At 33.0% G+C, this 13,300-nt stretch carries 9 protein-coding genes; 8 read left to right on the top strand and 1 reads right to left on the bottom strand.

Annotation, left to right across the window (positions count from 1 at the left end; genetic code table 11):
* The first annotated feature begins 8 nt into the window (after positions 1-8).
* The 7 genes from AC1DCD_RS07160 (at position 9) to AC1DCD_RS07130 (ending at position 9,352) form a co-directional block, all read left to right on the top strand.
* Complete coding sequence (locus AC1DCD_RS07160) at positions 9-1,007, top strand: NAD-dependent epimerase/dehydratase family protein (protein WP_008447355.1); 999 nt, start codon at positions 9-11, stop codon at positions 1,005-1,007.
* A 24-nt stretch (positions 1,008-1,031) separates the two neighbouring features.
* On the top strand, positions 1,032-2,006 hold the full coding sequence (locus AC1DCD_RS07155) for a phosphatase PAP2 family protein (protein WP_019036056.1): 975 nt from the start codon (positions 1,032-1,034) through the stop codon (positions 2,004-2,006).
* Positions 2,007-2,164: 158 nt separating this feature from the next.
* Positions 2,165-4,636, top strand: coding sequence for an outer membrane beta-barrel protein (locus AC1DCD_RS07150; protein WP_464640989.1), 2,472 nt, complete (start codon positions 2,165-2,167; stop codon positions 4,634-4,636).
* Positions 4,637-4,772: 136 nt separating this feature from the next.
* Positions 4,773-6,284, top strand: a complete 1,512-nt coding sequence (rpoN, locus tag AC1DCD_RS07145; RefSeq protein WP_036855456.1) for an RNA polymerase factor sigma-54 — start codon at positions 4,773-4,775, stop codon at positions 6,282-6,284.
* Complete coding sequence (locus AC1DCD_RS07140; protein WP_464641013.1) at positions 6,284-6,901, top strand: hypothetical protein; 618 nt, start codon at positions 6,284-6,286, stop codon at positions 6,899-6,901. The genes rpoN and AC1DCD_RS07140 overlap by 1 nt, the downstream gene beginning before the upstream one ends.
* Before the next feature lie 40 nt (positions 6,902-6,941).
* Positions 6,942-7,448, top strand: coding sequence for a 5-(carboxyamino)imidazole ribonucleotide mutase (purE, locus tag AC1DCD_RS07135; RefSeq protein WP_036855453.1), 507 nt, complete (start codon positions 6,942-6,944; stop codon positions 7,446-7,448).
* The gene (locus AC1DCD_RS07130) at positions 7,448-9,352 is read left to right on the top strand and encodes a 4-hydroxy-3-methylbut-2-en-1-yl diphosphate synthase (protein WP_464640986.1); all 1,905 of its coding nucleotides are present in this window, start codon (positions 7,448-7,450) and stop codon (positions 9,350-9,352) included. Before purE ends, AC1DCD_RS07130 begins: the two co-directional genes overlap by 1 nt.
* Positions 9,353-9,604: 252 nt before the next feature.
* On the opposite strand, the gene AC1DCD_RS07125 is transcribed toward AC1DCD_RS07130, so the two are convergent.
* Positions 9,605-11,317 (bottom strand): Na/Pi cotransporter family protein, encoded by a 1,713-nt coding sequence (locus AC1DCD_RS07125; protein WP_008447237.1) that lies wholly within the window; start codon positions 11,315-11,317, stop codon positions 9,605-9,607.
* Between the two features lie 162 nt (positions 11,318-11,479).
* On the opposite strand from AC1DCD_RS07125, the gene AC1DCD_RS07120 reads away from it, so the two are divergent.
* A complete protein-coding gene (locus tag AC1DCD_RS07120) occupies positions 11,480-13,141 on the top strand; it encodes a nucleoside kinase (RefSeq protein ID WP_464640984.1) in 1,662 nt (553 codons plus the stop codon).
* Positions 13,142-13,300: the final 159 nt, after the last annotated feature.

Genomic DNA, 13,300 nt, shown 5'->3' with positions numbered 1-13,300 from the left:
AAAAAAAGATGAAAAAGATACTTATAACAGGAGCTTCAGGCTTTATTGGATCATTTATCGTAGAAGAAGCTTTATCTCAAGGATTAGAAACTTGGGCTGCCGTTCGTAGCAGTTCTTCACGAAAATATTTGCAAGATAAACGTATTCATTTCTTAGAGCTTGATTTTTCTTCGGAAGATAAGCTTTGTGAACAGCTTCGTGGGCATGAGTTTCATTATATAGTACATGCAGCAGGAGCCACTAAATGTCAGGATAAAAACGATTTTTATCGTATAAATGCAGAAGGAACAGCTCATTTTATAAAGGCTATTCGTTCTGTTAAAATGCCAATAGAAAAATTTGTTTTTATATCCAGTTTAAGTATTTTTGGAGCTATAAAGCAGCAACAGCCTTATGCAGAGATAACCGATACTGATATACCAGAGCCTAATACTTATTATGGTAAGAGTAAGTTAGCTGCAGAGGAGCTATTAAAAGAGTATGCAGGAACAATACCTTATGTTATTCTTCGTCCTACAGGCGTGTATGGTCCACGAGAGAAAGATTATTTTATAATGGCTAAAAGTATTAAGCGACATATCGATTTTGCAGTGGGATACCAGCAGCAAGATATTACCTTTGTGTATGTAAAAGATGTTGTACAAGCTGTTTTTCTTGCCATAAAGAAAGGTAAAAATGGTAAGAAATATTTCCTTAGCGATGGCAGAGTATACCAAAGTGTTACCTTTAGTAATATAATTCGTAAGGAGCTTGGTAACCCTTGGTGGATACGTATTACAGCACCTATTTTTGTTTTACGCGTTATTACTTTTTTTGGAGATATAATAGGTAGGATAACAGGTAAGATGAGTGCTCTTAATAGTGATAAATATCATATATTAAAACAGCGTAATTGGCAATGTGATATACAGCCTGCCATTAACGATCTTGGTTATCATCCTAATTATGATCTTATACAAGGTGTTAAAGAAACTATAGCATGGTATAAGGCTAATAAGTGGTTATAAATAATAAAAAAGTACTTTTTTTCTATGCACAAATTCATAAGATCTTTATTTAGAATAGAAAAGAAACCTCTTAAGGGTATAATGGCTTTAGAATGGGTTGTTATGGCTTACCTTATATTGACCCTTATGATGGTTTTATTTATGTATACTACAGTAGCTAATCCTAATGAAATGATCTTCGGGCGTTTGCGTATAATAGTTATTACATTAGCCCTATGGATAGTGTATCGTGTATATCCTTGTAAGTTAATACGATTTATTCGTCCTGTAATACAATTAGAATTGTTGGTATGGTGGTATCCTGATACTTATGAACTTAATAGATGTTTTCCTAATATGGACCATGTTTTTGCAAGTATAGAGCAGTCTATATTTGGTTGTCAGCCTGCCCTTTTGTTTTCTAAATGGTTGTCGGGTGCTGTGTTTAGTGAGCTTTTTGACATGGGTTATGCGGCTTATTATCCTATGATAGCATTAACAGCATTATATTATTTTGGGTGGCATTATAAAGAGTTTGAGCGTTGTGTTTTTATTATTCTTGCTTCTTTTTTTACCTATTATGTTATATTTATCTTTGTGCCGGTAGTAGGTCCTACGTTTTATTATAAAGCTGTAGGTGTTAAAAATATTATGGCAGGTGTGTTTCCTAATGTACACGATTACTTTAATCATAACCAGTCGTGCTTGCCAAGTCCGGGTTATGTTAATGGATTTTTTTACAATTTAGTGGAAGATGCCAAAGCTGCAGGTGAGCGTCCTACAGCAGCTTTTCCAAGTTCGCATGTAGGAATATCTACCATTTGCATGCTTTTGCTTTGGCACGTACGTAGCAAACGTTTGTTGATATTTATGGCTCCATTTTATTTTTTTCTATGTTGCGCTACAGTATATATTCAGGCTCATTATCTTATTGATGTTTTCGCAGGTTTTGTTTCTGCATTAATATTTTATTTTTTCTTTCTTTGGATATCAAGAGATATTATAATAAGAGGAAGATAAAAAAGAGATATTTTTTAGTTATAATAAGATAAATCTTAAAAAAAATATTGTTATTAATGTAGTTTTTATTGTTTTATATTAGTCTAATATATAAAGTTCAATATAAAAAAAGTAATAGTATATAACAGAGAAAAGTAAATAAAAAAAATATTAATGGTATGAAGAGAACTTTATTTTTAGTTGTGTTAATAATATTAACACTATCTATTAAGGCACAAACTACTATAGTTTATGGCGAAATGGTAGATTCTGTTAGTCGTCAGGGTGAGCCTAATGCCAGTATTAGGGTGTTTAAAGAAGGTAAAATGGACAAACCTGTAGCTATGAGTATAACAGACGTTAATGGTAAGTTTAGGCAGTCTATAAAGGGTATAGGTGGTTATATTATCTGTTTTTCATCTACAGGTAGAAAAGAAATAAGGAGAAAAGTTATATTAAAAAAGGAAGGAGGCGAGATAAATATAGGGACTCTTTTAGTACATGATGATACAAAACAGCTAAAAGGAGTAGATGTAGTAGCACAAAAACCGCTTATTAAGATGGAGACCGATAAGATGACTTACGATGTGCAAGCAGATAACGATTCTAAGAGTAACACAGTGCTTGATATGCTTCGTAAAGTACCTATGGTAGTAGTAGATGGTCAAGATAATATAATGGTAAATGGTTCTGGCTCGTTTAAGGTATATGTAGATGGTAAACCTAACATAATGTTTTCAAGTAATCCATCACAGATATTTAAGTCAATGCCTGCATCAGCTGTTAAGAAAATAGAGGTTATTACTAATCCTGGAGCTAAATATGATGCAGAGGGAACAGCAGGTGTACTTAATCTTATTATGAGTGATATTGATGGAAAAAAGCAAAAAACGAATGGATATAATGGTAATATTTTAGGTCAAGTAAATAGTTTGATGTTTATGGGAGCAGCTTTTTTAAGTGGACAGCAAGGCAAATTTACTTATAATACTAATATATCATATTTACAGAGTTTTCCAGCAGATGGTAATATAACAACAAATCGTATAAATAAGACTGATGGCAGTAAGATGTTTTATGATCAGAGTGGAAAGATGATGCGTGGGTATTCTGTAGGGAATGTTAATCTTGGTTATGATATTGACTCATTAAGTAACATTGGTTTAACATTAAGTATTTTTAGACTTAATGACAAACGTTATGGTCCGGAACGTACAATGTTAAGTGGAGGCAGTTATGGAAAAGGGTTTGAATATTCAGCTGATATTGATGCAAAATCAACATTAAACACAATAAATACGAGTATAGATTATCAGCGTTTCTTTAATAAAGAGCGTACAAAGAGCATTACTTTGAGTTATCTTTTCAATTATACACCTTCTAAAAACGAAATGCGACGTTTATATAAATCTCCCTCTACACCAATACCTTTTCCTTTAAAAGACCTATATTCTCTTAGTGCACCTTATGATGCAGAGCATACAATGCAGTTAGATTATACTATGCCTATAGGAAAAACACAAACATTAAGCACAGGGCTGAAATATATTAATAGAACAAATGATTCTGATTCAAAATACTATGACATTATTTCAGGAAAAGATACTTATAATGAGGATAATAGTACAAATTATAAAAACAAGCAGGATATTATGGCTGGCTATGCAGAGTATTCTGGTTCTTTTGGTAAATTTGGTTCTAAAGTAGGTGTACGTTATGAGCATACATGGGAGAATGTGAAATTTTTAAAAGGACATGGTGAGGACTTTAAAAAGAGTTATAGTAATATAGTTCCATCTATGAGTATTACTTATAATATAAAGGCAGCTACAAATATAGGTTTAAATTATAATATGCGCATAGCAAGACCTATGATATCTTCTTTAAACCCATATATTGACAGAACAAACCCACGTACTTTATCATTTGGTAATCCTGACTTAGATGTAGAGAAAACACATTCTATAAGTATTGTCTTCAATTCGTTTACACCAAAATTTATGCTTAATATGACTCTATCAGGTGTAATTTCTAATAATGAGATACAACAATATAATTATATAAAAGATAATATACTTCATTCTACTTATGGTAACATAGTATGTAAGAAAGGATTGAGTATGAATTCGTTTATTAATTATTCATTGTCTACAAAGACACGTGTTTTTATGATTCCAGAGGTATCTTATTATGACTTTAGGTCGAATATGTTATCTGAGCATAATTATGGTTGGGGTGGTAAGTTATTTATGGGTGTACAACAGACCTTGCCTTGGAAGATAGAGAGTAGCTTATTTGGAGGTGCTAATTTTAAAAGTTATTCATTGGAAGGTGATAATGGTGCATTTAGTATGATAGCTATGAGCTTAACAAAGAATTTATTTAAAGACAGATTGAACATTACGCTTAGCTATTTTACACCTCTTACAGGCCGTTTACGCTATAAAGTAAATACCTATAATAATAGTTTCTCACAAAAAATGATTACAAATATATCTATACAAAATGTAGGATTAACAATAAAATGGAATTTTGGTAATACTAAACGACAATTTATAGATCATAAAAGTAAAATAAATAATGATTATAATAAAGAAATTAACAAATCAGAAGCACCTGGCATGGGTATCGGAAATAAAGTAGGAATGTAATTGTAATATAGTTTATAAAACTGTAGATCTATATATTTTGAAGACAGAGTAATAGCTCTGTCTTCTTTTATTTATTATTTGGCAATTATTAATAAAAGGCGTAACTTTGCCTATAAATAACTCATTAAGGTAAAGTATGGCTCAAGAACAAGTACAGATACAGGTACAGAAACAGTTACAAGTGCAACGATTATCACAACAACAGATGCTACAAGTGAAGTTGTTGGAGATGCCACTTACAGAGCTTGAGCAAAGTGTGAATGCGGAGTTAGATGATAATCCTGCTTTAGAATCGGGCAATTCTGAAATAGATTTTAATGATACTACTGAGCGTTTGGATAATTCTGTTGACGATTTTGATATTCAAAATGAGCGAGAAGAACGACAAGAAGCTCTTGACACAGCTCTTGAGCGAATGCAATCAGATGATGACCTTCCTACATATGATGGAAGTGTACAACGTGATAATGCCGATTATGAAGAGATAGTTTATGGCGACACTATTTCGTTTATTGATAAGCTGAAAGAGCAATTAGGTGAGCGAGAGTTAGACAATGAACAACGTGAGGTAGTGGAATATCTTATAGGTAGTTTAGATGATGACGGATTATTGCGTAAGAGTCTTGATACTATCAGCGATGAATTAGCTATCTATCAAGGTATAGATATTACAGTGCCAAAGATAGAAGAATGTCTTAAAATAATACAAGATTTTGATCCTGCAGGTATTGGTGCACGTTCATTACAAGAATGTTTGTTATTACAGATAGACAGAAAGGTAGAGAATGGTGAGTGGAAAAAGGATAGTAAGCTTTATCAAAACATTAGAAAAATTATATCCAATTACTTTACAGCCTTTACAAAAAAACATTGGAACAAGATAAAAACAGCATTAACACTTAATGATTTGCAAATAGATACAATTCAGAAAGAAATTAGAAAACTTAACCCAAAACCAGGTGCTTCTATGGGAGAAACAATGGGTAGAAACGTGCAGCAGATCACTCCGGACTTTATTATAGATACAGAAGATGATGGAAAGGTTACTTTTTCGCTTAATCATGGTAATATCCCCGAATTGTATGTATCTCCTGCTTTTAATGACATGGTAGCAGCTTATAAAGAGAATAAGGCAAGTATGACTCGCCAACAGAAAGAGGCATTACTTTATGCACGAGAGAAAGTAGAGAAAGCACAAGGATATATAGAAGCTATAAAACAGCGCCGTCATACTTTAATGGTAACCATGAGGGCTATTATAGATATACAGCAAAAGTTTTTTCAAGATGGAGATGAAGCAGAGTTAAAACCTATGATACTAAAAGACGTAGCAGATCGTACAGGATTAGATATAAGTACGATATCCCGTGTTAGTAATATAAAGTATGCTCAAACAAGGTGGGGAACTTTTCCTTTAAGATTTTTTTTCACGGATAGTTATACTACTGAAAGAGGAGAAGAAATGTCTACACGTAAGATAAAGCTATTTCTTAAAGAAATAATAGAAAAGGAAAATAAGACAAAACCTCTTAGTGATGATAATCTTGCTAAAGTATTAAAAGATAAAGGTTATCCTATAGCTCGCCGAACAGTGGCAAAATATCGTGAGCAATTAGGACTTCCTGTAGCACGTTTACGTAGAGAATGATGAATAACAAAACTATTATTTTAACAGCAAGAATAATAAGTATGATCTTGACACCATTTTATCTTTCAGTGGTAGGAGTTCTTGCTATATTTATTTTTAGCTATCTAAATATGTTTCCATGGCAAGCTAAACTATCGCTTGTTTTGTTAACGTATGCATTTACAGTTCTTATACCATCTATTCTTATACATTTTTATAGACAGTATCATGGCTGGACTTTATTTCAGTTGGGGCATCGTGAAAGGCGTATGATTCCTTATGTTATATCCATTATGAGCTATTTTGTTTATTTGTATATAATGGACTGGCTTCACCTTCCACATCTTATCGTGTCTATTCCTGAAGCAGCATTAGTAATACAAATATTATGTGCTATTATTAATGTATGGTGGAAAATATCTACACATACAGCAGCTATAGGAGGAGTAACAGGGGCTTTAATAGGATTTTCTTTTTTATTCAATTTTAATCCTGTATGGTGGTTATGCCTTGTTATTATACTTTCAGGATTAGTAGGATCAAGTCGTATAATACTTAGACAGCATACTATAGAACAAGTATCAATAGGTTATTTTATTGGTCTTGTAAGTTCTTATTTTGTAATAATCTTTTTTTAAAATAGGTTACAATATAAATACCAATTAATAGAAACATAAAATGAAACCAATTATTAGTATTATCATGGGATCAACAAGCGATTTACCTGTAATGGAAAAAGCTTGTAAGTGGTTAGAACAGCAAGAAATACCTTTTGAGGTAAATGCTCTTTCAGCTCATCGTACACCTGCAGCTGTTGAGAATTTTGCTAAAAGAGCTAAGGAGCGTGGTATAAAGGTTATTATAGCAGCAGCAGGTATGGCAGCGGCTTTGCCAGGTGTTATAGCTGCTTCTACTACTTTACCCGTTATAGGGGTACCTATTAAAGGAATGTTAGATGGATTAGATGCCATGCTTTCTATTATACAGATGCCTCCAGGCATTCCTGTAGCTACAGTTGGGATAAATGGAGCTCAAAACGCAGCAATACTTGCTGCAGAAATGATTGCTCTGGGAAATGAAGAAATAGCTCGAAAGTTAGAATTATGGAAGCATTCTTTAGGTGAAAAAATAGAGAAAGCCAATAAAGAATTGGCAGAGATTCAGGATTATAAATTTAAATGTTAATGATAGATTTATTTAATTACGAACGAAGAAAATCAACTATAACTCATGTAGGTAATCTTAATATAGGTGGTGATAACCCTGTACGCATACAGTCGATGACAACCACTTCTACAGATGATACTATTGCAAGTGTAGAACAATGTAAACGTATTATAAAGGCTGGTGGCGACCTTGTGCGTCTTACAACACAAGGAAAGCGCGAAGCTGAAAATCTTAAAAATATTAATGAAATACTTCGAGCTGAAGGGTTTGATACTCCTCTTTGTGCCGATGTACATTTTAATGCAAATGTAGCTGATGTTGCTGCTATAACAACGGCAAAAGTACGTATAAATCCAGGTAATTATGTTGACCCTGCACGTACTTTTAAGAAGTTAGAATATACTGATGAAGAATATGCACAAGAGTTGCAGAAGATAGAAGACCGTTTAGTACCTTTTATTAAAATATGTAAAGAGAATAAAACAGCTGTACGTATTGGGGTTAACCATGGAAGCCTATCTGATCGTATTCGTAATCGTTATGGTGATACACCAGCTGGTATAGTGGAGAGCTGTATGGAGTTTTTACGCATCTTTCGTAAATATGATTTTAATGATGTTGTTATATCTATAAAGTCATCAAATACAGTTGTTATGGTGCTTTCTGTACGTTTATTGGTAGCTGAAATGGATAAAGAAAATATGCATTATCCGCTTCATTTGGGAGTTACAGAAGCAGGAGAAGGTGAAGATGGGCGTATAAAGAGTGCTGTTGGCATAGGTGCTTTGCTTGCAGATGGTATAGGTGATACTATTCGTGTATCATTAAGCGAAGAACCAGAAAAGGAAATTCCTGTGGCAAATCATCTAGCATGGTATCTTCGTAGGCACGAAAAACATATAATGATACCAGCAGAGGTTAATAAATATTTTGATTATTTAAATCCTACTCGTCGAAAGACAGTTGCAGCAGTCAACGTTGGAGGAGATAATGTTCCTGTTGTAATAGCTACGCGTAGTACTGATAATGCAGTGCAACAAATAAGAATAAATGGTATGCCTGTTCCTGACTATATTTATATACAAGGGAAGCTGCCAGAAAAGTTAGATGATAAACAGAAATACATCATAGATTATAATGTATATATAGATCTTGTTAATACAGGTAAGATGCCTAATAGTAATATATATCCAATTTTTCCTGTGATGGGGCAAGTATTTATTGGCTTGATACAAGCACCAATTAAGTTTTTGGTGTTAAAATATGGTACTCCTACTGACGAGTTCTTTGCTTGCTTGCGTTATCATCCAGAAGTAGTTGTAGTTTGTATGACAACTCATCAAAATAGGTTAGGTGATCAGCGTGCTTTTGCTCATCAGCTTATGAATGAAGGTTTAACTAATCCTATAATATTTTCACAGATGTATGAGCATTTTATTAATGAGAAATGTTGTGAAGGGATATCTGCAAAAGAGAAATTTCAGATTGAAGCTGCCGCAGATATGGGCGCATTGATGATAGATGGATTGGTAGATGGAGTTTGGTTGATGAATAAAGGTGATATACCTCAATATGATGTAGAGCAAACGGCTTTTAGTATTTTGCAAGCAGGTAGACTTCGTATGGTTAAAACAGAATATATATCTTGTCCAGGTTGTGGAAGAACTTTGTATGATCTGCGTACTACAATAGCAAGGATTAAAGAGGCTACTAAGGGTATGAAAGGGTTGAAGATAGGTATAATGGGTTGTATTGTGAATGGTCCAGGCGAAATGGCAGATGCTGATTATGGTTATGTTGGGGCAGGTCCAAATAAGGTTAGTCTTTATAGAAAACAGGAGTGTGTAGAGAGAAATATTCCTGAAGATGAGGCTGTAGAGCGTTTATTGAATTTGATAAATCAAGATCAAGTAAGTAGATAATAGTAAAAGTTTTATATGGTTTCTTGTTTATTTGATATTTTATTTTATCATAATCATGGTTAAGTCTCTATTTTTTTATATAAGTTAATTAGGGGTAACATTATTCTTATTATAACTCTATGTGTATGGTAATACATCTATTGCTTTATTAAGAATGGGATAATATTTAGACAAAAGATATTTATTTATAATAATGTAAGTGTCTAATATTTTCCCATTTGTTATGCTAAAATATTACAGTCAAATAAAGTTTTATAATTCTTGTTTGACATGCATACGAGCTTCTACAACATTTATAATATAGTCGCCAAGCTTTTCACATTCTTGTATTAAGTCCATATACATAGTTCCAATAACGTAAGTATATTTGCGAGTATTTATATCATTAATGTTTTGATCACGTAACTGATTGCGAAATTTGTTTATTTCGTTTTCTATAGTAAAAGAACGATTTAGATAGTCATTATTGCGCTTAATAAGTACTTTGTCCATTTGTGAAAGAGCCTCATCAGTAAGTTTAAACATTTGCTCTATATTATTGTATTGATCTTCTGTAAAGTGTTCATTTTTATAGCCACGCTTACGCTTGATAGTGCGTGCTAAGTTATAACAAGAATCGCCAATACTTTCTATTTCGCTTATTTCACGTAGCATATCGCGTACTTTTTCTTTAGTATCATCACTAAGATGTGAATCACTTACTTGGTCTAAGTATTTTGCAATTTCCACTTCCATGTTATCTGAAATGCTTTCATACTTTTCTATTCTATTAAATAATTTTGTAAAAGGTTCTTCTTCACGTGTATTAATAAGTTCACGTACCATACAAAACATACGATGAATGCGTTCGGAAAAAGATTGTATTTCTTTTGAAGCTTCTAATACTGATAGTTCAGGAGTTTTCATAATGCCAACTTGTATGAAACGTAAACGAAACTCATCATCTTCTTTATTTGTTTTATTTTTAACAAGCATACATACTATTTTTTCAAACTGTGGTATAAACCAAATAAGAATAGATGTATTACAAATATTAAAACAGGTATGAAACATTGCCAAAGCTATAGGTAATAGTTTTGCTATTTGTTCTTGGGTAAGATTTTTTGCGTGAGTATCATAACCAACGAGGTTGCACACAAAATCTACAAAAGGATAAAAAATGCACATTATCCATATAACCCCTATTAAATTGAACATAAAGTGAGCAAAGGCTGCTCTACGTGCTTGTGTATTAGCAGCAAGGGCAGCGAGATTAGCTGTTATAGTGGTACCAATATTTTCTCCCATCACTAAAGCTACACCAAAGTAAATAGGTAGTACACCTGTAGAGCATAATAGCAGAGTAATAGCCATTACAGCAGCTGAACTATGTATCATACAAGTGATTAGTGAACCTATAAGGAGAAACATTACTATGTTAAAGTGATTTGTAGGATCGAATGAAGAAAAGAAATGTACAGCTGCAGGATTGTGTGATAAATCTAATTCGTTACCAGCTTGACTTAATAGAACTACTGCAAAAAACAAAAAAGCTAAACCGAAAAGTAAATCTCCTATATATCGACGTTTTTTGTTATAAATAAGGATAATACCTATGAAGAAAGCTACGAAAACAGCTATTTCTAAGTTTATTTTAAACCCAACAGACATAATCCACGCCGTAAGTGTTGTGCCTATGTTGGCCCCCATAATGACAGAAATGGACTGTGATAGAGTGAGCAGCCCTGCATTGACAAAACTTACCGTCATTACAGTTGTGGCTGTAGATGATTGTACTGCCGCTGTAACAAATGTACCTGTAAGCATACCTGTAAAGCGATTGGTAGTCATTGCCCCAAGAATGTGGCGTAGTTGTGAACCTGCAAGCTTTTGTAAAGCTTCACTCATTACTTTCATACCATATATTAGTAGTGCTAATGCACCAAGCAGCTTTATGGTAATAATTATGTAGTCATTTGTGTTCATGTAACAACAATGATATGTATATAATTCATTTTTGTATCTGCAAATTTACAAAAACATATTACTTTTAGCAAAATATAGGTATATCTTTTATGTTATTTGATAGATAATATCAATAAAAAGCCTAACTTTACATGGTCAATACAAAACTAAATATTATAAGTTATGGAACAGAAAATAAAAATACGGTGTAAAAATAACAATAAAATTATTTTAGCAAAAAGAGGTAGTACTTTGGAAGACATATATTCTTTGACAGGTTTGAATATTCCTTATGGTCCTGTAAGTGCTCGTGTTAACAATAAGGTAGAAGGGCTTCATTTCTGTGTTTACCAAAATAAAGATGTAGAATATTTAGGTCTTAATACTCCATCTGGTATACGTACTTATACACGTTCCCTATTTATGGTACTTTGTAAAGCTGTTCACGATTTATATCCAGGAAGTGAAGTGATTATAGATATTCCTATATCAAATGGTTATTACTGCAATCTTAGCTTAGGGCATAAGGTAGAAGAGGAAGATGTTTATAAGATACGTAACCGTATGAGTCAGATAATAGAGGCTGATTTACCTATTCAGCGTTTTGAGTCTACTACAGAAGAGGCTATAGATATGTTTGCTAAGTTGGGTGACGAGGCAAAGGTAAAGTTGTTAAAAAGTAGTACATCTCTTTATTCTGTGTTTTATGTTCTCGATGATTATATCGATTATTATTATGGTTCTATGCTTACTAAAACGAAGGAAATTACCCTCTTTGGATTAGAGCTTTATTATGATGGTGTGTTATTACGTATACCATCTGTAAAAGATCCATCAACATTAGGTGAAATAGTAAAACAAGATAAAATGTTTGAAGTCTTTAAGGAACATCATCGATGGCAGAATATTATAGGTATTAGTACTGTGGGTGATTTTAATGATGCAGTATCAAAAGGGTTAGCTACTGATCTTGTTAATGTTAGTGAAGCATTGCAAGAGAAAAAGATTTCGCATATAGCTGACAGTATTTCTATTAATGATAAGCTCAAAGTAGTACTTATAGCAGGACCTTCTTCAAGTGGGAAGACTACTTTTTGCAAACGTCTTTCTATACAATTATTAGCTTGTGGAATAAAACCTATTCAAATATCTTTAGATGATTATTTTGTTAATCGCATCGATACACCAAAAGATGAAAATGGAGAAGAAGACTATGAAAGTCTTTATTCTCTTAATATTAATCTTATTAATGAGCAGTTTAATGCTCTTTTTAGTGGTGAAGAAGTGGAGTTACCTAAGTATAATTTTCAAACAGGTATTAGCGAAAAAAGCGGAAAACGTATAAAGATGTGTGATAATAATATTCTTATAGTAGAAGGTATTCATGCTCTTAACCCAAAGCTTACAGAGAATATACCTTCTGAAAAGAAATTTAAGATTTATGCTTCTGCCCTTACTACTATTCTTTTAGATGATCATAACTATATTCCAACTACTGATAATCGTTTGCTTCGCCGAATAGTACGCGATTATAAGTATCGTGGTTGTTCAGCTAAAGATACTATTCATCGTTGGCCTTCCGTACGAGCTGGTGAGAATAAATGGATATTTCCTTACCAAGAAGAAGCCGATGTAATGTTTAATACAGCAATGCTTTTTGAGTTAGCTGTTATTAAGCAGCAGGCTATAATGATATTAGAGCAGGTACCTGAAAGCTGTGAAGAGTATGCAGAGGCTTATCGTTTGCGTAAGTTTTTAGGTTACTTTTCGCCTCTTTCTAATCGTAATTTGCCTCCTACATCGTTGCTTAGAGAATTTTTAGGAGGTTCTTCTTTTAAGTATTAGACTTATTTCTGTAAGGTGAAAACCTTTTTAAAAATTTTTAAAATTAGGGACTGATACTTTATAAGAAGTGTCAGTCCTTTTGATTGTACGCTCGGCATGAGCATTTTCTAACGGGTGGAAGTCCCGAGTAAGCCCTAATAGCGGGAATTACATAGCCAA

This window comes from Prevotella sp. C0209C1, from assembly GCF_056583855.1.
Note: the sequence above shows the minus strand (reverse complement) of the source record. Positions and strands in the feature narration are given on the sequence as shown.